General features: G+C 65.5%; 11 protein-coding genes. 7 read left to right on the top strand and 4 right to left on the bottom strand.

From position 1 onward, the window contains the following. Positions 1-30: 30 nt before the first annotated feature. Positions 31-12984, bottom strand: coding sequence for a non-ribosomal peptide synthetase (locus IAE40_RS05540; protein ID WP_200602796.1), 12954 nt, complete (start codon positions 12982-12984; stop codon positions 31-33). 317 nt (positions 12985-13301) lie between these two features. Between IAE40_RS05540 and IAE40_RS05535 the strand changes: the two genes are divergently transcribed. Next, positions 13302-13835: an RNA polymerase factor sigma-70 gene (locus IAE40_RS05535; protein ID WP_054894776.1), complete on the top strand. Its 534-nt coding sequence runs from the start codon at positions 13302-13304 to the stop codon at positions 13833-13835. A gap of 80 nt (positions 13836-13915) precedes the next feature. Here IAE40_RS05535 and IAE40_RS05530 read toward each other — a convergent pair whose 3' ends face one another. Together IAE40_RS05530 and IAE40_RS05525 are read right to left on the bottom strand one after the other, a co-directional pair. Then, a complete protein-coding gene (locus tag IAE40_RS05530) occupies positions 13916-14938 on the bottom strand; it encodes a GNAT family N-acetyltransferase (RefSeq protein WP_200602795.1) in 1023 nt (340 codons plus the stop codon). Between the two features lie 64 nt (positions 14939-15002). Continuing rightward, positions 15003-15803 carry a substrate-binding periplasmic protein gene (locus IAE40_RS05525; RefSeq protein WP_197891592.1) on the bottom strand — a complete coding sequence of 267 codons (801 nt, stop codon included), beginning with the start codon at positions 15801-15803 and terminating at the stop codon, positions 15003-15005. Between the two features lie 258 nt (positions 15804-16061). On the opposite strand from IAE40_RS05525, the gene IAE40_RS05520 reads away from it, so the two are divergent. Beyond that, positions 16062-16601: an exonuclease domain-containing protein gene (locus IAE40_RS05520; protein ID WP_063545644.1), complete on the top strand. Its 540-nt coding sequence runs from the start codon at positions 16062-16064 to the stop codon at positions 16599-16601. A 74-nt stretch (positions 16602-16675) separates the two neighbouring features. Next, a complete protein-coding gene (gene ppnP / locus IAE40_RS05515; protein WP_054894773.1) occupies positions 16676-16960 on the top strand; it encodes a pyrimidine/purine nucleoside phosphorylase in 285 nt (94 codons plus the stop codon). Between the two features lie 41 nt (positions 16961-17001). Here the strand turns inward: ppnP and IAE40_RS05510 are convergent, their stop codons facing one another. Then, the gene (locus IAE40_RS05510; protein WP_200602794.1) at positions 17002-17694 is read right to left on the bottom strand and encodes an alpha/beta family hydrolase; all 693 of its coding nucleotides are present in this window, start codon (positions 17692-17694) and stop codon (positions 17002-17004) included. Positions 17695-17743: 49 nt separating this feature from the next. Here IAE40_RS05510 and ccoN point away from each other — a divergent pair, with 49 nt between their 5' ends. The 4 genes from ccoN to ccoP are packed head-to-tail and all read left to right on the top strand — an operon-like array spanning position 17744 to position 20925. Continuing rightward, positions 17744-19168 carry a cytochrome-c oxidase, cbb3-type subunit I gene (gene ccoN / locus IAE40_RS05505; protein ID WP_063545645.1) on the top strand — a complete coding sequence of 475 codons (1425 nt, stop codon included), beginning with the start codon at positions 17744-17746 and terminating at the stop codon, positions 19166-19168. Positions 19169-19181: 13 nt separating this feature from the next. Further along, the gene (gene ccoO, locus IAE40_RS05500) at positions 19182-19790 is read left to right on the top strand and encodes a cytochrome-c oxidase, cbb3-type subunit II (RefSeq protein ID WP_054894770.1); all 609 of its coding nucleotides are present in this window, start codon (positions 19182-19184) and stop codon (positions 19788-19790) included. A gap of 5 nt (positions 19791-19795) precedes the next feature. Beyond that, positions 19796-19987 carry a cbb3-type cytochrome oxidase subunit 3 gene (locus tag IAE40_RS05495; protein WP_054894769.1) on the top strand — a complete coding sequence of 64 codons (192 nt, stop codon included), beginning with the start codon at positions 19796-19798 and terminating at the stop codon, positions 19985-19987. After that, on the top strand, positions 19984-20925 hold the full coding sequence (gene ccoP / locus IAE40_RS05490) for a cytochrome-c oxidase, cbb3-type subunit III (RefSeq protein WP_197891586.1): 942 nt from the start codon (positions 19984-19986) through the stop codon (positions 20923-20925). Before IAE40_RS05495 ends, ccoP begins: the two co-directional genes overlap by 4 nt. Positions 20926-21203 lie beyond the last annotated feature (278 nt).

The raw sequence follows: 21203 nt of genomic DNA, 5'->3' as shown, positions 1-21203 counted from the left end.
GCGGCTTGCCCGCGCGGGTGTCGTGGCCTGTTACAACCCCTCCAACTCCGCCATCAGATCACTCAACCGATCCACCTTATCCTCATCCAGCGCGCTGCCTTGCAACCCTTCGACATACACCGCCAGCTCTTCCACGGTGCTGCACTCGAACATCGCCCGCAGCGGCACATTCAGTTGCAGGCGCTTCTGCACGCGTGAGGCAATCTGCGTGGCCAGCAACGAGTGCCCGCCCAGTTCGAAGAAGTTATCGCGCACCCCGACCCGCTCAGCCTTGAGCACCTCGCCCCAGATACCGGCCAGAATCTCTTCCAGCTCGCTGCGCGGCGCCAGGTAATCCTGGCTGTGCTGGCCACCGATCTCGATGACCGGCAGCGCCTTGCGATCGAGCTTGCCATTGGCATTGTGCGGCAGGTTATCGAACCAGGCCCAGTGCAGCGGCACCATGTACTCCGGCAACTCGGCACGCAGACGCTGCTTGATCTGCTCGAGCAGACCGGCATCGGCTACCACGCCCTGATGGGCTACCAGGTAGCCAACCAGATGCTTGCCATTGGCGCCCTCCTGGACACCGACTGCCGCATCGCGAATCTGCGGCTGCTCGTGCAGGCGCGCTTCGATTTCTCCAAGCTCGATACGGTAGCCGCGGATCTTCACTTGGTGGTCAATACGCCCGACATATTCGAGCACACCATCGGCACGGCGCCGCGCCAGGTCGCCGGTACGATACAGGCGCTCGCCCGGCGCGCCATGCGGATGCGGGATGAAGGCCAGGGCCGTACGCACCGGGTCGCCAACATAACCACGACCGACACCCGTGCCGGCCACGCACAGCTCGCCCACCGCGCCCAACGGTACCAGCGTCTGCTCTTCGCCGTAGAGGTACAGGCGGTTGTTGTCGGTCGGGGTGCCGATGGGCAGGTAGCTGCCGCGGGTCGAGTCGGCATCGACACGGAAGAACGCCACATCGTCGGAACATTCGGCCGGACCATAGGCGTTGACCAGGCCGATCTGCGGATAGCGCTCCAGCCACTGGGCGGCCAGCTCCGGTGGCATCGCCTCGCCGGTCGGCAGCATCCAGCGCAGGCCATCCAATGCCTGATGATCGTTGGCCAGCATGCCCTGGATCAGTGATGGCACGCTTTCCAGCACGGTAATGCCGCAGGCCTGGACATGCGCCAGCAAGCCCTGGGGATCGTGGGCGATGGCATTCGGCACGATCTCGACACTGGCCCCGAACAGCGGCGCCGCCAGGAACTGCCACACCGAGATGTCAAAACTCTGCGAAGCGGTCTGGGCGATCACGTCGTGTTCGTCCAGCGCCAGGTACGGCACCTTGCTCAGCTGGTTGTTGAGCATGCCGCGCTGCTCGACCATCACGCCCTTGGGCAGCCCGGTGGAGCCAGAGGTGTAGATCACATAGGCCAGGTTGTCCGGCCCGCTGTGGATACCCGGGTTGTGGCCAGCGACCTGGCTAGCCTGGATATCCTCCCATACCAGCAGCTTCGGCCGTACCGCCCCGCCCAGCTCGTCGAGCAACTGCCCCGCCTGCTCGGCACAGGCGGCGCTGCACACCAGCACCGGCGTGCGGCTGAGCTCGACGATACGCTGCAGGCGCGCTGAGGGCAGGCCCGGATCCAGCGGCAGGTAACCCGCACCGGCCTTGAAGCTGCCAACGATCATCCCCAGCAGCGGCAGACCACGCTCGGCCAGCAGGGCAACGGGCTGATCGATGCTCACACCGGCTGCGACCAGCGCATGTCCCAGGCGGTTGGCGGCCAGGTTGAGCCCGGCATAGTCGTAGGACGCCTCCAGGCAACGGGCGGCGATACGCTCGGGGTGCGCCACGACGCGTGCCTCGAACAGCTCGACATAGCTCTGCTCCAGGGTATAGGCGTGCTCGGTGCGGTTGCAGTCCTCGAGCAGGAAGCGCTGCTCGTCGGCACCCAGCAGTGGCAGTGCCTGGACCTCACCCTCGAAGCCTTCGACCAGCGCCAGCAGCAGACGCTTGAATTCGGCCAGCAGGCGCTCGACGGTCGGGTAGTCGAAGTAGCGCTGGTCGAACGACAGGTGCAGGCCCAGGTCGTCGCCCGGGTAGCAAACCGCCGTCAGCGGGAAGTTGGTGTGGGTGCGGCCCGAGTCGGAGCTGGCGTTCAAGTGCTGGGCGTGGTCAAGCACATTGCTCTCGACCGGCGCGTTTTCGAACACGAACAGGCTGTCGAACAGCGCCTGCCCTTTGGGCAGCTCGCTGCACTCCTGGATCGCCACCAGCGGCAGGTACTCGTATTCACGCAACTGCATGTTGCGATCGAGCAGACCTTGCAGCCACTGACGCACGCTCTGGCGCTCGCCGGCCGCCGGCAATCGCACGCGCAAGGCGATGCTGTTGATGAACAGCCCGACCGTGCGCTGCATCTGCGGCAAGCTCACCGGGCGCCCGGCAACGGTCACCCCGAACACCACGTCGCGCTCGCCGCTGTAGCGGGCCAGTACCAGTGCCCAAGCCGCCTGGGCGAAGGTGTTGACGGTCAGTTGATGAGCCTGCGCCAGTTCACGCAGACGCGCCCCCTCGCTCACCTCAAGGCGGGTGTAGCAATCGCCGACGATCATGCCGTCCCCGGCGTGGTCATGGCGCAGCGGACGGTCGCTGGGGATCGCCGTGGCGCGTTCGAAGCCGGCCAGGTTGGCCTGCCACCACTGGCGTGCTTCGTCCAGGTCCTGGCGCTGCAGCCAGCCGATGTAGTCGCGGTAGCGCGGCGGCACCGGCAACTGCGCGGCACGGCCTTCGCCCAGCGCCTGGTAGATCTCGAAGAAATCGTTCATCAGCAACGAGCGGCACCAGGCATCGATGAGGATGTGATGGTTGCTCATCATGAACCAGTAGCGCTCATCGGCCACGCGCACCAGGCGCAGGTGGAACGGCGCCTCGCGCAGCAACTCGAATCCGGCTTCACGCTCCTGTTTGTGCAGGGCTTGCAGGCGGGCTTCCTGGCTGGCGTCGTCGAGGTCGCGCCAGTCCTGGTAGTCGACGGCGGTCTTGCCGGGCTTGTGGATGATCTGCAGCATCGCTTCGCCGGCGTTCCAGCTGAACGACGCGCGCAGGGCCTCGTGGCGCGCCACCACTGCCTGCCAGGCCTGAGCGAAGCGCTCCGGCTCCAGCGCACTGTTGATGCGGTAGCGGTCCTGCATGTAGTAGATGCCGGTGCCCGGTTCCAGCAGGGTGTGCAGCAGCAGCCCTTCCTGCATTGGCGTCAGCGGGTAGACATCCTCGATCTCGCCAGCCGGCACCGGCAGCGTGTCGATCTGCTCCTGGGTCAGTTGGGCCAGCGGGAAGTCCGACGGCGTGAAGCTGCCGTTGCCCTCGACCAGGCAGTGGGCGACCAGCGCCAGCAGTTCCTGGCGATAGGCTTCGGCCAGCTCGGCGATGGTCGCCTCGTCGTAGCGCTCTGTACTGAAAGTCCAGCGCAGTTGCAAGGCACCGCCATAGACCTGGCCATCCACGCTCAGCCAGTTGGGCAGTGGCGCGTCCGGGTCATGGGCCAGCCCCGCAGGGGCATCCAGCGGCTGGAACACGGCGTTGGCGTCGAACTGCTGGTCGAACTGCCCGAGGTAGTTGAAGGTGATGCGCGCCTGTGGCAACGCCGCCATGCGCTCACGCCCCGCAGAATCGGCCAGATAGCGCAGCACACCATAACCCAGCCCCTTGTGCGGCACCTGGCGCAGTTGTTCCTTTATGCCCTTGATCGACGCACTGCGCGCGGCATCGTCGTCGCCGGTTGCCGGGTTCAAGCTCAGCGGATAGGCGTTGGTGAACCAGCCGACGCTGCGGGTCAGGTCGATATCTTCGAACAGCCCTTCGCGCCCATGCCCCTCGAGCTGTACCAGCACCTGCTCATCGCCGCTCCAGTGGCTCAGGGTGCGCGCCAGAGCGGTCAGCAGCAGGTCGTTGACCTGGGTGTGATAGGCCGCTGGCGCCTGCTGCAACAGTTGGCGGGTCTGCTCGGTGTCGAGCTCGATGGCCAAGGTGCGCGCATGCCGGTGCAGGTTGCCGCCCTGCGGGTGATCGCACGGCAGCTCGCGGCGCACACACCCCAGCTGTCCCTCCCACCAGCCCAGCTCGTCACGCAGCGAGTCGCTGCCGGCATAGCTGGCCAGGCGCGCCGACCAGTCGCCCATGGCATGGGTCTTGGCCGCCAGGGTTTCACCGCGGTACAGCGCCTGCAGGTCCTCCAGCAATACACGCCAGGACACGCCGTCGACCACCAGGTGATGGATGGCCAGCAGCAAGCGTTGCGCGCCTGCGCCATCGGTCAGCAACAGGCCGCGCAACAGGGGCCCTTGCTGCAGGTCGAGGCTGCGCTGCACGTCGGTATAGAGCGCCTGGCAATCGTCGAAGGCAGCGACGGTCGCCGTCCACAGCAGCGGCTGGGCGCCGGCCTGGTCGTATTCCCCCTGCCAGCGGCCAGCCACCTGGGTGAAGCGCAGGCGCAGGCTGTCGTGATGCTGCACCAGCGCCGCCAGCGCAGCCTCAAGCCGGTCAGCGAGCAGCGGTTTGCGTGCTTCGAGCAGCACAGCCTGGTTCCAGTGCTGTGGCTGTGGCACTTCGCTGTCGAAGAACCAATGCTGGATCGGCGTCAGGCCGATACGGCCCTGACGCGCCCCCTGCTCCACATGCGTTGGCCCCGCGCCATGGCTGACCACGGTTGCCAGGGTCTGGATGGTCTGGTGCTGGAACAGGTCGCGCGGGGTGAACTGCAGGCCCAACTGACGGGCGCGGCTGACCACCTGGATCGACAGGATCGAGTCACCGCCAAGTTCGAAGAAATTGTCCTGCACACCCACGCGCGAGACATTGAGCACCTCGCGCCAGATCTGCGCCAACTGCGCCTCCAACTCATTGGCCGGCGCCTGGTACAACTGGTGTGCCTGCTCGAGATCCGGCGCTGGCAGCGCACGACGGTCGAGCTTGCCATTGCCCATCAGCGGCAGGCGATCGAGCAGTACCAGGTGCGCAGGCACCATGTAGTCGGGTAGATGTTGCCGGGCATGGGCTTTGACCGCCTCGCGCAGGTGCGCCTGGGCATCACTGCTCGCCTTGGCCTGAGGGCAGACCAGGTAGCCCACCAGTTGCTTGCCGCCCGGCAGGTCGAGGGCCAGAACCACGGCCTCCTCGACATCGGCGTGCTCCTGCAGGCGGCTCTCGATCTCGCCCAGCTCGATGCGGAAACCACGGATCTTCACCTGCTGGTCAGCGCGGCCGATGTACTCGACCAACCCGTCGGCGCGCAGGCGCACCAGATCGCCGGTGCGATACAGCCGGCCACCGTCATGGCTGAAGGGGTCGGCGACGAAACGTTCGGCCGACAGCCCCGGGCGGTCGTGATAGCCCTGGGCGAGGCCCGCGCCACCGACATACAGCTCACCGATGCCGCCCTGGGGCAACAGCGCCAGGTCCTCGTCGAGGATGTAGCCGGTGCGCGCCCCAATCATGCGGCCAATCGGCACGCTGCCCGCATCGGCCGACAAGGTATCGGGGGCCAGGCACGCCAGCGGCATGACCACGGTTTCGGTCGGGCCGTAGGCATTGAAGAATTGCTGCGGGGCGAAGGCCTGGCGGATGCGCTGCAAGTGCTCGCCGGTCAGCGCTTCGCCGCCGGTGATCACCAGGCGCACAGGCAGTTGCTCGCCACGTCCAGCCAGGAACTGCGCCAGCTGGCTGCCATAGCTCGGGGTGAAACCGAGAATGCTCACCTGCTGCTCGCGCACCAGGTCGCAGATCTCTTCGGCGCCCCACTGCCCCTGGGCGCGCAGCACCACACGTGCCCCGCACAGCAGCGGCGTGAGCAGGCGTTCGCTGGCAGCATCGAAGTTGATCGAATAGAAATGCAGCTCGCAATCGTCGCTGCGCATGCCGAAGTCGGCGATCACCGCCTGGCAATGCATGGCGATCTCGCCATGGCTGACCACCACGCCCTTGGGCTTGCCGGTGGAGCCGGAGGTGTAGATCAGGTAGGCCTGGTGCTGCGGCAGGTTGAGGTTGTCCAGTGACGCATCGCTGTAGGCGGACAACGACGCTGCGTCATCCTCCAGGCTCCAGGTGACGACACCGGCCGGCAGTTCGCCAAGGGTCGCGAGCAGCTCGCGCTGGCCGATCAGCAGGCCCAGGCGGCTGTCCTCGATCATGTAGTGCAGGCGCTCGAGCGGGTACTCCGGATCGAGCGGCACATAGGCGCCACCGGCCTTGAGGATCGCCAGCAGGCCGACCACCATCTGCGACGAGCGCTCCAGCGCCAGGCCCACCCGCACTTGCGGGCCAACCCCGCGCTCACGCAGGGCTCGGGCCAGGCGGTTGGCCTGCTGATCGAGCTCGGCGTAGCTCAGGTGCTGGCCGGCGAAGGTCAAGGCTCGCGCCTGCGGCGTGCGCTCCACCTGGGCGGCGAACAGCCCGTGCAGGGTCTGGTCAAGATCGAAATCCTGTTCGCCCTGAAGCTGCCCGACCAGTTCCTGCTGCTCGGCACCTGACAGCATCGGCAGCTCGCACAGGCGTTGCTGCGGATCTTCGAGCATCGCCGCCAGCAACTGCTGCAGGTGTTCGGCCATGCGCGCGATGCGCGGCTCATCGAACAGGTCGCGGCTGTAGGTCAGGCAGCAGCCGAGCCGGCCGTCCAGGTCGGTGACTTCCAGGTACAGGTCGAACTTGGTGGCGCTGGCGTCGTTGACCAGGTAGTCCACCTGCATGCCTGCCAGGGTGCGGCTTTGCTGGAAGGCCCAGCGCTGCACGTTGCACATCACCTGGAACAGCGGGTTGTAGGCACTGCTGCGCGGCGGCTGCAGGGCTTCGACCAGTTGTTCGAATGGCAGGTCCTGGTGCGACTGGCCGTCGATGATGGTCTGACGCATCTGCTCGAGCAGCGCGGCGGCGCTCATCTGTCCATCCAGTTCGCAGCGCAGCACCTGGGTGTTGAGGAAGGCACCGATCAGCCCCTCGCTTTCCGGACGGATGCGGTTGGCCACCGGCGCGCCGATACGCAGGTCGCGCTGGCCGCTGTAGCGGTGCAGCAGTGCGGCCAGCGTGGCGGTCATGGTCATGAACAGGGTCAGCCCGCGCTGGCTGTTGAACGCATGCACACGCTCGACCAGCGCCGGGTCGAGGTCGAAGCGGTACAGCTCGCCGCGATGGCTCTGCACCGCTGGGCGCGGGCGGTCCGTCGGCAGTGCCAGGACCGGATGCTCGTCGCCCAGGCGCGCTTTCCAGTAGTCGAGCTGGCGCGCGCCCTCCCCGCCTTCAAGCCACTGACGCTGCCAGACGCTGTAGTCCAGATACTGCACTGGCAGCGGCTGCAGCGGCGATTCGCGCTCGTCGACGAAGGCTTCGTAAAGCTCGCCCAGCTCACGGGCGAAGATGTCCATCGCCCAGCCTTCGGTGACGATATGGTGCAGGGTCAGGACGAAATAGTGCTCACGCTCCTGCACCTTGACCAGGCAGGCACGCAGCAACGGACCACGCTCCAGGTCGAACGGCTGGTGCGCCTGCTCGTCGGCCAGCTGCTGCAGACGCTGCTGGCGATTGTCGGCCGGCAGCGCGCTGAAGTCCTGCCAGTCCAGGTGCAGGCCGCTGTCGTCGGCCACGCACTGGTAGGGCTTGCCATCGATGCTGGGGAAGGTGGTGCGCAGGGTCTCGTGGCGTACGATCAACGCCTGCAGGGCACGCTCGAAAGCGTCCACATGCAGCGCGCCGCATAGACGCGCCATGCCGCCGACGTTGTACGCGGGGCTGTCCGGCTCCATCTGCCAGAGGAACCACATGCGCTGCTGCGAGTACGACAGCGGCACGGCCTGACGGCGATCGACACGGGTGATCGCGCCCTGCAGGTTGCACCCACCGCTGGCGCGGATCCGCGCGATCTCGGCACAGAAGGCACCCAACTCACTGGCCTCGAACAGCGCCTTGAGCGGCAGCTCGACGTCACAGGCCTGGCGGCAGCGCGAAACGATCTGGGTGGCCAGCAGCGAGTGGCCACCGAGGGCGAAGAAGTCGTCCTGCAGGCCTACCTGGGGCAGGTTCAGCACCTCGCGCCAGATCGCCGCCACTTGCTGCTCCAGCGCGGACTGCGGCTCGACGTGTTGGCGTTGCTGCCAGACCGGCGCCGGCAGCGCCTTGCGATCGACCTTGCCGCTCGGGCCCAAGGGCATCTGCGCGAGGTGAACCAACTGCGCTGGCACCATGTAGGCGGGCAGTTGCGCGCCGAGGGTCGCCAGCAAGGCGGCGCTCTGCTCGACGCCGCTGTAGTAACCGACCAACTGCGCGCCGACAGCGTCGCGGTGGATCAGCACCAGCGCCTGCTCGACACCTGGCTGGGCCAGCAGCACGGCCTGGACCTCTTCAGGCTCGACACGGAAGCCGCGCACCTTGACCTGCTGGTCGAGGCGCCCGAGGTATTCCAGCGCACCGTCGTGCACCAGCCAGCGCGCGCGGTCGCCGCTGCGGTACAGGCGCTGACCGTCGCCATCGGGTTGCGGCACGAAACGCTCGGCGGTGAGTCCCGGACGTCCCAGATAGCCACGGGCCAGGCCCGCGCCGCCCAGGCACAGTTCGCCCGGCACGCCCGGTGCGGTCAGTTCGAATTCATCATCCAACACACGGCACAGCACATTGGCCAGCGGACGGCCGATGGGCGAGCGCTCGCCATCCTCGCGCTGGCTGTGCCAGTGGGTGACGTTGATCGCGGTCTCGGTCGGGCCATAACGGTTGTGCAACTGCACCTGGGGGAGCAAGGCCAGGGCCCGGTCGCGCAGGCTGGCAGGCAGCGCCTCGCCGCCGGAGAACAGCCGACGCAGGCTGGTGCAACCTGCGGCCAGCGGCTCCTGGACAAACACCTGCAACAGCGGCGGCACGAAGTGCAGCGTGGTCACTCCATGCTGCTGCACCAGTGCGGCGATGCGCTGCGGATCGCGGTGCTCACCAGGGCCTGCCAGTACCAGGCGGCAGCCGGTGACCAGCGGCCAGAAGCATTCCCACACCGACACGTCGAAGCTGATCGGTGCCTTCTGCATCAGCACGTCGCGGTCGTCCAGCGCATAGGTGGCCTGCATCCATTGCAGGCGTTCGGCCAGGGCAGCATGGGTGTTGCCCACGCCCTTGGGCTGACCGGTGGAGCCGGAGGTATAGATCACATAGGCCAGGTGCTCGCCTTCCAGGCGCAGGCCCGGGGCCTGGCTGGGCCAGGTGTCCAGGTGCAACTGGTCCAGCGCGATGGTACTGACGCCCTCGACCTGGGGCAGGCGCTGGAGCAGGGTGCTCTGGCTCAGCAGCAGGCCCGCACCACAGTCGGCGAGCATGTAGGCCAGGCGTTCGGCCGGGTAGTCGACATCCAGCGGTACATAGGCGCCGCCCGCCTTGAGGATCGCCAGCAGGCCGACCAGCAGTTGCGGCGAGCGCTCGACCGCGATGGCCACGCAGGTGTCCGGGCCGACGCCCTTGTCGCGCAGGTAGTGAGCCAGGCGGTTGGCCTGCTGGTGCAGGCTGGCGTAGTCGAGCTGACCGCCCTCCCACACCAGGGCGACGCGCTCCGGTGTCAGGCGTGCCTGCTCGTTGAGCTGCTCGACCAGCAAGGCTCTGGCGGGCTCGGCAGGGGCCTGCCCCCAGGCGAGCAATTGCGCGCGGCCTGGCTCATCCAGCAGTTGCACTTCGCCCACGGCCAGCTGCGGTTGCACGCAGACCTGTTCGAGCAGCGCCAGCAGGTGCTGGCCCAGGCGTTTGATGGTGCTCGCATCGAACAGCTCGGCGGCGTAATCGAAGGCCAGTGTCAGCCGGCCCTGGTGGTCTTCCTCACTGTGCAGCTGCAGGTCGAACTTGGCCTCGCGGCTGTGCCACGGCAGCTCTTCGGCAAGCAGCCCGGGCAGGCGGCGCAGCGCGGACAGGTCGCGCTGCTGGTGGTTGAACATGACCTGGAACAGGCCCTGCTCACGGGCCTGGGGCAGCGCTTCGAGCAGTTGCTCGAACGGCAGGTCCTGGTGCGCCTGGGCGCCAAGGGTGCGCTCACGCACCTGGGCCAGCAACTGGTCGAACGGCGTACGGCCGTCGAACTCGGCACGCATGACCTGGGTGTTGATGAAGAAGCCGACCATGGCCTGGGTTTCCAGGCGCGGGCGGTTGGCGTTGGGGACGCCGACGCGGATGTCGGACTGGCCGCTGTAGCGCTGCAGCAAGGCTTGCCAGCCCGCCAGCAGGACCATGAACAGGCTGGCCTGCTGGTCACGGGCCAGGCCCTTGAGGGCTTCGCCGAGCTTGGCGGGCACCTTCATGTTCAGGCGCGCAGCGCGCTGCTCGCCCAGCGCCGAGCGTGGATGGTCGGTGCACAGGTCGAGTACCGGCAATTCGTCGCCCAGTTGCGCCGTCCAGTATTCCAGCTGACGTGCAGCCTCACCTTCTGCCAGCCACTGGCGCTGCCAGGTGCCGTAGTCGGCGTAGCCCAGCGCCAGGGGCGCGAGATTGGGTTGCTGGCCCTGGCAGTGGGCGGCGTAGAGTCGGGCGAACTCCTCGAGCAGGATATTCAGCGACCAGCCGTCGGCGACGATATGGTGCAGGGTTACCCACAACTGGTGTTCTTCATCGTCCAGGCGCGCCAGGGTCACCCGCAGCAACGGCCCCTGGAGCAAGTCGAAGGGTTGGCGGGCCTCATGCTCGCGACGATTGGCGACCTCGCTGGCGTCCACCCCTTCGAGATCGACACGCTGCAAGGCAAAGTCGGCATGCGCCAGCACATGCTGCAGGGCCTCGCCATCCACTTCGCTGAAGCGCGTGCGCAAGGATTCGTGACGCTCGACCAGCGCCTGGAAGCTCGCCTGCAGCGCCGCCTCGTCCAGCTCGCCACGCAGGTGCAGGCCGGCCGGAATGTTGTAGGCCGCGGACTGCGGCTCCAGTTGCCACAGCAACCACAGGCGGTTCTGCGCCAGCGACTGCGGCAATGCCTTGGCACGGTCGAGGGTGGCGATGGCGCCGGTGCCCTGCCCGCCCTGCTCCAGCACGCAGGCCACCGCGGCGCTGTAGTCGGCCAGTACCGGCGCCTCGAACAGGGTACGCAGGCTAAGCGTGATACCCAGCTCGTCGGACAGCCGCGCGGTGACCTGGGCGGCAGCGATGGAGTTGCCGCCCAGCAGCAGGAAATGATCGTCCGCCGTCACCGCCTCGACCTTGAGCAGGTCGCGCCATACCGCCGCGATGCGCATTTGCAGGGCATCGCCGCTGGCACCCTGCTCGGAGGATGCGGCATCTGCCGGGAAGCGAGCATAGCAATCGAGGCTGCCGTCGCTCATGCGCAGACGGCAGGCCGAACGCTGCAGCTTGCCACTGGAGGTCTTGGGCAGCGCCCCCGGGTTGAGCAGCAAGACGACGGCCGGCGCCTGGCGGCACGCGTCGGCGATGACCTGGCGCAGGGTCTTGATCAGCGCTTGCGCAGGCACCGCTTTCTGCACATTGCGGCTGACTTCCACTGCCACGCCGATGCCCTCTTCGCCGCGATCATCCACGGCGAACACCGCCACGCGCCCTTTGCGCAACACATCGACTTCACGCTCGAGGGTCTTCTCCAGATCCTGCGGATAGAGGTTCTGGCCGCGCACGATCAGCATGTCCTTCAACCGCCCGGTGACGAACACCTCGCCATCGCGCATGAAGCCCAGGTCGCCGGTGCGCAGCCAGGTCTGGCCGTCCATCTCGACAAAGGTACGCGCCGTGGCCTCGGGGTTGCGCCAGTAGCCCCGCGCAATGCTCGGGCCGCCGGCCCAGATTTCGCCCACCCGGTTATCGCCCAACACCGCCAGTTGCTGCGGTTCGACGATGCGCACCGCATGGCCCGGCTGCGGATAGCCGCAGCTCATCAGCACGCTGCCCTTGCCAGGCTCGGCGCGGTTGGCGGCGAAGGCCTCGGCATCGAGCTCCAGCGCGCCAATGCCCTGGCCGCGTCGGCTGCCGCTGACGAACAGAGTGGCTTCGGCCAGCCCGTAGCTGGCGAAGAAGCTGCTCGCCTGGAAGCCGCAAGCGGCGAACTTGCTGGCGAACGTCTCGAGGCTGTCCTGGCGGATCGGCTCGGAACCGGAGTAGGCCACCCGCCAGCGGCTGAGGTCGAGCCCGGCCAAGGCCGCCTCGCTGACCCGCTCGCTGCACAGGCGGTAAGCGAAATCCGGGCCGCCACTGATGGTGCCACCGTATTCGCTGATCGCCTGCAGCCAGCGCAGGGGCCGGGCGAGGAAGTAGCCCGGCGACATCAGCACACAGGGCACACCGCTGAAGATCGGTTGCAGCAGGCCCCCAATCAGGCCCATGTCGTGGTAAAGCGGTAGCCAGCTGACGATCACATCGTCAGGGTTGAGATCGATGCCAAAACCCTGGCGGATCAGCTGCTCGTTAGCCACCAGGTTGCCGTGGGTAACCTGCACACCCTTGGGCAGCGCGGTGGAGCCAGAGGTGTACTGCAGGAAGGCGATGTGCTCGCCGGCCAGCGCCGGTTCACGCCAGTCGTCGGCCAGCTCAGGGGGCAGACCGTCCACCGCCAGCAGGCCCGGGGCGGCATCCGTCGCCAGAGCATCAAGGCCCTGCAAACTGTCATGAAGCGCTTCTACCGTCAGCAGCAGACGCGGCTGGGCATCGTCGATGATCGACAGCAGCCGCTCCTGATGGTGCTGGCGCGAAGACTCCGGCGGATAGGCCGGCACTGCGATCACCCCGGCATACAGGCAGCCGAAGAATGCCGCGACATAGTCCGGACCGCTGGGAAACAGCAGGATCGCCCGATCACCGAACGTGGCGCGGGCCTGCAGGGCGGCGGCGATGGTACGGGCGCGCAAGTCCAGCTCGCGGTAGCTGAGCACCGCCTGTTCGCGGGGATCGTCGGCAAGAAAGCGCAAGGCGATCCGGTCCGGGGTCGCCGCGGCGCGTTGCGCCAGGGCCTGGACCAGCGTGAGCGGGAGTTCGAAGGCGTCCGTCATGGAGTGTTCCTGCCAGTGTCTGGGTAAGTCGGGCCGGGGCCGGGCCAGGTGCGCAAGGCACGTCGGGCGGGCGGCAGTCGGCGGCCGGATGTACACAGGGGAACGGATGGGCCGGAGAAATAATTAGAAACGTCGCGGGCCTGCGAACGACGTTCACACAGTGGTCATGGGGGGCGTGCAGCTTAGACCACAATCGAATAGAGACTCACTTACTTCTGTATTTGACAATCATTATCATTCTGAATAGTTTGTCGCACGTCGTAGGAAGCATGACCAATCGGTGTGCTCCCTTTCCTCACAGAGACAAGGTGATTTCCATGGCGGAACAACTATCCACAAGTAAGTGCGATTCACCATTACTCCAGGCGTTCGTCGACAATCGCAGCATCCTCGTCAAGATTGCCGCCCGTATCACGGGCTGTCGGTCGCGCGCCGAGGATGTGGTGCAGGATGCCTTCTTCCGGCTCGGTTCCGCGCCGCAGATCACGTCATCGTTCAAGGCCCAGCTCAGCTACCTGTTCCAGATCGTGCGCAACCTGGCCATCGACCACTACCGCAAGCAGGCGATGGAGCTGAAGTACTCGGGCAGCGAGGAAGAAGGCATGAACGTGGTGATCCAGAATGCCTCGCCAGAAGCCACCCACATCAACCTGGCGACCCTCGAGCACATCGCCGAAGCGCTCAACGAGCTGCCCCAGCGCACTCGCTACGCGTTCGAGATGTACCGCCTGCACGGCGTGCCGCAAAAAGACATCGCCAAGGAGCTCGGGGTCTCGCCAACGCTGGTCAACTTCATGATCCGCGACGCGCTGATCCACTGCCGCAAGAACAGCCGCCAGGCCGAGGGCTGACCGCCTCACAGGTACCGCGCGCATCGCACGGCACCTGTCAGCGTGATCGGGCCGCACAGCGGCCCACGCCCTGCGCGCCGCTAGACCAGCGTGCAACGATCGAAGAAACGCTCACGCCCCAGGATCATCAGCGCCGCCCGCTTGTGCGGGAAATCGAACTCTTTGTCGCAGTGGAAGCACTGATCGTGCATGTAGCCGATCATCTTGCCGTTGTCGGCGCGCGGCTCGGCGACGACGCGCTGGGTGCGCGGGTCGTCGAGGAACAGGTAGTGCACCAGCGCCGACATCCAGCTCGCCACCTTGTGCGGGCCACGATGCGCCTGTTCGCCCACGAGCATATGGATACCGCGGTCGTAGTCGTCGGCCGGATAGAACGGCGCGATGCGGTCTTCCTTGGCCCAGTAGGCTTCGAAGTAGGCGAACGGCTCATCGTCGAAACAGCCGATGAGTGTCAGGGTGTGCGGGTCTGCCTCGAGCTTGCTCAGGTATTCGCGGTGCTGCTCCAGGCTGCCCTGTTCCTGCCAGAAGTGCGCGACCCGGGGCTCGTTCTGCCAACGGTTGAAACGCGCCAGGTCCTGCTCGACTTCCAGGGTGCGTAGCGACACCCACGCCCCCAGGCGCACATCGAAACGGCGATACACCTCGCCCCGGGGTTTGGGTGGGCGGCGTGGATGGCGCTTGCCGTTGCTGATCTGCATCTGCTGCGGGTAGACACCGCTCTGTACCTCGCCAAGCCAGGGCTGCGGCAACTGCCAGAACAGCGCTCGCTCGCAGATCAACACGTGCGCTTGCTCGCTGGGCACCAGCAGGCCGCTCGCCAGCAACGACGGTACCCACGCTGGCGCCTTCGGCACATGCCAGGCCAGGCGCTGGCAGGCGGGATCGCGCGACAGCAGCCAGTAGCAGGCAGCCCACAGGGCCTGGGCGCCGCGATCCGTGCAGACGGTTTCCAGGTGAACCTGCACAGGGTCGGCGGGCACCAGGCGTACCTGGATCAGCGGGCGCCCCTCCAGGGTCAGACTCAACCGGGAACCGGTCTCGTCGCCTTGCAGGCTGTGCCATCGAGGAAGGGAAAGCGGCGTCGAAGCAGCGTCGAAAGGCATGGTCATGGCTCACGGAAAAAAGGAATCACACTCAAGTGTCTGAACGTGATCGCAGCCCGCGAATTTAATTGTTCGGCGTTTGCACGGTGATCCGATAAGGGCCGAAAAGCGCTGCCAGCTCACCGCTGTCGCGCAGGCGCTGCATCAACTGGGTGAAGACTTCGGCGCGGATCGGCGCGCCAGGACGCAGTAGCGCGTAGTGATGGTAGACCTGATCGACCCGATCCGAGGCCATCAGCTCGCCGCCCTTGGCCGGGTTGCGCTTGAGGTAGTCACTCAGGTACGAGCGGGTCACCAGGGCAATGTCCGCACGCTCGCGTTGCACCATCGACAGGTTGCTGTCGTGGGAATAGGAGAGGATGGCCCGGAAGGTCTTCTTCAAGTACTCAGGGTCGGGATTGAAATCGGCAAACGCGTAGTGATAGCCATTGAACAACGCCAGGCGCTTGCCTTTGAGGTCATCGAAATAATGCTGATCACGCCCTGCCTGACGATGGGCGACGAAGATCTCGGCATCTTCCAGACCCATGTCGACTACCGTATGTGGGATCTGCTGCCAACCCCATTGCGGGTTCTCGAAGATCGCCATGTCGGTGCGCCCCTGCTGGAAATCACCAAAACGACGCGGGATCGAGGTCGGCACCAGAACGAAACGGTAACCGGCCTGGAGCTGGTTCAGTGCCTCGGCGAGCTGCGGCAACAGGCCCGTATCGGCACCCTGCTCCGGACGCACCGTATAAGGCGGAAAATGCGCGGCCCCGATCCGCACCTCCACCATTTCGGCGGCACAGGCCGAGCCCGCCAGCCACAGTGCAGCGAGCATCATCAGGGATGACAGGGCCTTGAGGGCGGGCAGTGGCGTCAAGTGAGGCACTCAAATCACGGGGGTGGACCTTGATGCGCCTAAGCTAGGCGTTTTCCTGTCAGGGTACAACCGCTGGTTATGCCAAAATAGCGGCATTATGCCAGGGGATGCCGTAAGGGTTCTGGATTGGCTACGCTCTAGGGTCTGTCTGAAATGTGTCTGCGCGAGTGCAGATACATCTCAGACAGACCCTAAGGGCCCGCGGCCCTGGCCCATGCCTGACGCCGCGGACCACAGCGTCTTGCAAGGGAGCCTGGTATGGGCCATTGGCTGGTCATCGACCTGGAAGCCACGACCGACGACGGTGGCTGGCCGGTCACCGAGATGGAAATCATTGAAATCGGCGCAAGCCTGGTCACCCGCGAAGGCCGCGAGGTCGATCACTTCCAGCGCTTCGTCAAGCCGCGGCGGCGTCCGCAGTTGACACCGTTCTGCCGCGAGCTGACGCACATCGGCCAGGCCAGTATCGACAGCGCGGCGCCGTTCGCCGAAATCTGGGCGCAGTTCGAGCGCTGGCTGGGTCATCACCAGGCGCAATTGCAGGCCTGGGTCAGCTGGGGCGACTACGACCGCCAGCAGTTGTTGCAGGAATGGCAGCAGCATCAGGTCAGCAGCCTGCTGGCGCAGCTGCCGCACATCAACCTCAAGCAGCGCTTCGCCAAGGCCCGCCACCTGCAGCGCCCCACCGGCCTGAATGGTGCGCTGCAACTGGCGGGCATGCAGTTCGTCGGCCAGCAGCACCGGGCGCTGGAGGATGCACGCAATACAGCGCGGTTGCTGCCCTTGAGCCTCACCTGAAAGCAGATGACGGCCGCGCAGGGCTTGGGCATACTGGCCAGCCTTTTTTCAGCCCTTCTGTTCAGGAGTCGCCCATGTTCCAGGTCAACGAGTACTTCAACGGCACCGTCAAGTCGATCGCCTTCGCAGGCGAAGAAGGTCCGGCCACCGTGGGCGTGATGGCCCCGGGCGAATACGAGTTCGGCACCGCCAAGCGCGAGATCATGCACGTGGTCTCCGGCGCCCTGATCGTCAAGCTGCCAGGCAGCGACAACTGGGAAACCTTCAACGCTGGCGACAAATTCAATGTACCTGCCGACAGCAAGTTCCAGCTGCAGGTCAAGGTCGATACCGCCTACCTGTGCGAGTATCGCGACTAAGCATCAGGCTCTTCGCGGGCTTGCCCGCGAAGAATCCAGCGCTAACCCTTCAGAAACCCCGCCACCTTCTCAGCCGCCGCCTGCAGATGCTGCTCATGGCTGAACCCTGAAGCTTTCAGCGGCTTCAGATCATGATCCCCCGCCACCAGCCAGTTCACCTCGATCGCCGGTGACAGCGCATACCCTCGCACCGCCTCCCGATTCCCCAGCGCATCCCGCTCGCCCTGGACGATGAGCGTCGGCGTCTTCAGCTCGGCCAGATGCTCGACCCGCGGCTTCTCCGGCTTGCCCACGGCATAGAACGGATACCCCAGGCACACCAGCGCATCGACCTCCAGCTCATCGGCCAGCAAACTGGCCATGCGCCCGCCCATCGACTTGCCGCCGATGGCCAAGGTGCCCGTGACCAATGGTCGCACCTGCCCATACACCTCGCGCCAGCACTCGAGCAGCACCTTCTGCGGATTGGGCGGACGCTTGCCGCCGTTTATCCGGCGCTCGGCCATGTAGGGAAATTCGAAGCGGATCACCCCGACCCCAAGCCCCGCCAGCCTTTGCGCGATCTCGTCCATGAACGCGCTGTCCATCGGCGCACCGGCGCCGTGGGCCAGGATCAGGCTGCAGGAACGCCCCTGATCGCCCCGGATTTGCGGCGGATCGACGCGCAAGCCTGGGACATTTCCCACTTGGGCCCATTGATCCCCGTCAATACCGGCACATTGCCCATCTTTCATGCTTGCCTCGCTGTTTAGCCTGCCTATAACCGTGGATGGGAACCCATACATGAACACAACCAGCAGTACCGCCTACAACTACAAGGTGGTCCGCCAATTCGCCCTCATGACGGTGGTGTGGGGCATCGTCGGCATGGGGCTCGGCGTCTTCATCGCCGCGCAACTCGTCTGGCCGAGCCTCAACTTCGACCTTCCGTGGACCAGCTTCGGTCGTCTGCGACCGCTGCACACCAACGCGGTGATCTTCGCCTTCGGTGGCTGTGCCCTGTTCGCCACCTCGTATTATTCGGTGCAGCGTACCTGCCAGACCATCCTCTTCGCGCCAAAACTGGCGGCCTTTACCTTCTGGGGCTGGCAACTGGTGATCCTGCTGGCAGCGATCAGCCTGCCACTGGGCTACACCAGCTCCAAGGAATACGCCGAACTGGAATGGCCGATCGACATCCTGATCACCATCGTCTGGGTCTGCTACGCCATCGTGTTCTTCGGCACGCTGATGAAGCGCACCACCAAGCACATCTACGTGGGCAACTGGTTCTTCGGTGCCTTCATCCTCACCGTGGCGATCCTGCACATCGTCAACAACCTGGAGATGCCAGTCAGCCTGACCAAGTCATACTCGGTCTACGCCGGGGCCACCGACGCCATGGTGCAGTGGTGGTACGGCCACAACGCCGTAGGCTTCTTCCTGACCGCAGGCTTCCTGGGGATGATGTACTACTACGTGCCCAAGCAGGCCGAGCGTCCGGTGTATTCCTATCGCCTGTCGATCGTGCACTTCTGGGCGCTGATCACCCTGTACATCTGGGCCGGCCCGCACCACCTGCACTACACCGCCCTGCCCGACTGGGCCCAGTCACTGGGCATGATCATGTCGCTGATCCTGCTCGCACCGAGCTGGGGCGGGATGATCAACGGCATGATGACCCTCTCCGGTGCCTGGCACAAACTGCGCAGCGACCCGATCCTGCGCTTCCTCGTGGTGTCGCTGGCGTTCTACGGCATGTCGACCTTCGAAGGCCCGATGATGGCGATCAAGACCGTCAACGCCCTCTCCCACTACACCGACTGGACCATCGGCCACGTCCACGCCGGCGCCCTGGGCTGGGTGGCGATGATCTCCATCGGCGCGCTGTACCACACCATTCCGAAGGTGTTCGGCAAGCAGCAGATGCACAGCATCGGCCTGATCAACGCGCACTTCTGGCTGGCAACCATCGGCACCGTGCTCTACATCGCCTCGATGTGGGTCAACGGCATCGCCCAGGGCCTGATGTGGCGTGCGGTCAACAGCGACGGCACGCTCACCTACTCGTTCGTCGAAACCCTGGTGGCCAGCCACCCCGGCTTCATCGTGCGCTTCGTCGGCGGGGCGATCTTCCTCAGCGGCATGTTCCTGATGGCCTGGAACACCTGGCGCACCGTACGTTCGCCAGCGCTTGACGCCGCCCCTGCGAACGCCCAGCTGGCTTGAGGAGACACGCCTGATGAAACATGAAGTCATCGAGAAAAACGTCGGGCTGCTGGCCTTGCTGATGGTGTTCGCCGTCAGCATCGGCGGCTTGACGCAGATCGTCCCGCTGTTCTTCCAGGACGTCACCAACAAGCCGGTCGAGGGCATGAAGCCCTACACCGCGCTGCAACTGGAAGGCCGCGACATCTACATCCGCGAAGGCTGCGTGGGCTGCCATTCGCAGATGATCCGCCCATTCCGCGCCGAGACCGAACGCTATGGCCACTACTCGGTGGCCGGTGAAAGCGTGTGGGACCACCCCTTCCTCTGGGGCTCCAAGCGCACCGGCCCGGACCTGGCCCGCGTCGGCGCACGCTACTCCGACGACTGGCACCGCGCGCATCTGTACAACCCGCGCAACGTGGTACCGGAATCGAAGATGCCGGCCTACCCGTGGCTGGTCGCACAGCCGGTCGACAACAGCCACACCGACACCAAGCTGCGCGTATTGCGCACCCTCGGCGTGCCCTACACCGACGAAGACATCGCCGGTGCCCGCGACGCAGTCAAGGGCAAGACCGAGATGGATGCGCTGGTCGCCTACCTGCAGGTGCTGGGCACCTCGATCAAGAACAAGAGGTAAGCACGATGGAATTCGACATCGGCATGATCCGCGGCCTCGGCACCCTGGTGGTGATGATCGCCTTCATCGGCCTGTCGCTCTGGGTGTTCAACCGCCGCCGCGACCGTGATTTCGCCGAAGCGCGCCTGCTGCCCTTCGACGACGACCGCCTGCCCCCTGCCGGGCAGGAACCTGCCATGAGGAGTAACGGGCAATGACCACCTTCTGGAGTACGTACATCAGCGTACTGACCATCGGCAGCCTGATCGGCCTGACCTGGTTGCTGCTCGGCACCCGCAAGGGCCAGAGCAACAACACCACCGACCAGACCATGGGCCATAGCTTCGACGGCATCGAGGAGTACGACAACCCGCTGCCCAAATGGTGGTTCTGGCTGTTCGTCGGCACCCTGGTGTTCTCGGTCGGCTACCTGATCCTCTACCCGGGCCTGGGCAACTGGAAAGGCATCCTGCCTGGCTACGAGAATGGCTGGACCCAGGTCAACGAATGGCAGAAAGAAATGGACAAGGCCGACGCCCGCTTCGGGCCGATCTTCGCCAAGTTCGCCGCCATGCCGGTGGAGGAAGTGGCCAAGGATCCGCAGGCATTGAAGATGGGCGCACGCCTGTTCGCCTCCAACTGCTCGGTGTGCCATGGCTCGGACGCCAAAGGGGCCTATGGTTTCCCCAACCTGACTGACAAGGACTGGCGCTGGGGCGGTGAACCCGAGACCATCAAGGCCTCGATCATGAACGGCCGCCATGGCGTGATGCCAGGCTGGGCCGAGGTCATCGGCGAACAGGGCGTGGCGGATGTCGCAGGTTTCGTGCTCACCAACCTCGATGGCCGCAGCCTGCCTGAAGGGGCCAAGGCCGACGTGGCCAAGGGCAAGGAGATCTTCGCCAGCAACTGCGTGGCCTGCCATGGGCCGGAAGGCAAGGGCACCCCCGCCATGGGCGCACCCGACCTGACTCACCCGCAGGCGTTCATCTACGGTTCGAGCTTCGCCCAGTTGCAGCAGACCATCCGCTATGGTCGCCAAGGCCAGATGCCGGCCCAGGCCGAGATCCAGGGCAGCGACAAGGTGCACCTGCTGGCGGCTTACGTGTACAGCCTGTCCCATGATGAAAACGCTGAAACGCTGACAGCCCAGTAATACCCCGCAAAACCCTCCTGTGGGAGCGGCGACTCGCCCTCCCACAGGGGCGCGCCGCTCCCCCTCCCTTGCACCCCCTCCGAACGGAACTAAGCTTGTTGCCACAGTGGCCGCGCGTTGCAGCGATGGCCTCGACGCGGCGCATTGCCTGACGCCGCGCGTTAAAAAGACATCGAAAAAAAAGCTTGACCGATCGATCAGAAAAAGGTGAAAAACGGTACACATTACAGATATTTATTTGTGTACAATCGTTCGACCCGAAACGCCACGGGACGGTG

The sequence above is a fragment of the Pseudomonas sp. S44 genome (genome assembly GCF_016624805.1).
Lineage (GTDB): Bacteria > Pseudomonadota > Gammaproteobacteria > Pseudomonadales > Pseudomonadaceae > Aquipseudomonas > Aquipseudomonas machongensis.
The sequence above is the reverse complement of the archived record's forward strand: the minus strand, read 5'-3'. Positions and strand labels throughout refer to the sequence as shown.

What these genes read in the sequence shown, in the direction of transcription:
- IAE40_RS05540 (WP_200602796.1), bottom strand. Translation starts at nt 12,984, where the DNA reads ATGACGGACGCCTTCGAACTCCCGCTCACGCTGGTCCAGGCCCTGGCG.
- IAE40_RS05535 (WP_054894776.1), top strand. Translation starts at nt 13,302, where the DNA reads ATGGCGGAACAACTATCCACAAGTAAGTGCGATTCACCATTACTCCAG.
- IAE40_RS05530 (WP_200602795.1), bottom strand. Translation starts at nt 14,938, where the DNA reads ATGCCTTTCGACGCTGCTTCGACGCCGCTTTCCCTTCCTCGATGGCAC.
- IAE40_RS05520 (WP_063545644.1), top strand. Translation starts at nt 16,062, where the DNA reads ATGGGCCATTGGCTGGTCATCGACCTGGAAGCCACGACCGACGACGGT.
- ppnP (WP_054894773.1), top strand. Translation starts at nt 16,676, where the DNA reads ATGTTCCAGGTCAACGAGTACTTCAACGGCACCGTCAAGTCGATCGCC.
- IAE40_RS05510 (WP_200602794.1), bottom strand. Translation starts at nt 17,694, where the DNA reads ATGAAAGATGGGCAATGTGCCGGTATTGACGGGGATCAATGGGCCCAA.
- ccoN (WP_063545645.1), top strand. Translation starts at nt 17,744, where the DNA reads ATGAACACAACCAGCAGTACCGCCTACAACTACAAGGTGGTCCGCCAA.
- ccoO (WP_054894770.1), top strand. Translation starts at nt 19,182, where the DNA reads ATGAAACATGAAGTCATCGAGAAAAACGTCGGGCTGCTGGCCTTGCTG.
- IAE40_RS05495 (WP_054894769.1), top strand. Translation starts at nt 19,796, where the DNA reads ATGGAATTCGACATCGGCATGATCCGCGGCCTCGGCACCCTGGTGGTG.
- ccoP (WP_197891586.1), top strand. Translation starts at nt 19,984, where the DNA reads ATGACCACCTTCTGGAGTACGTACATCAGCGTACTGACCATCGGCAGC.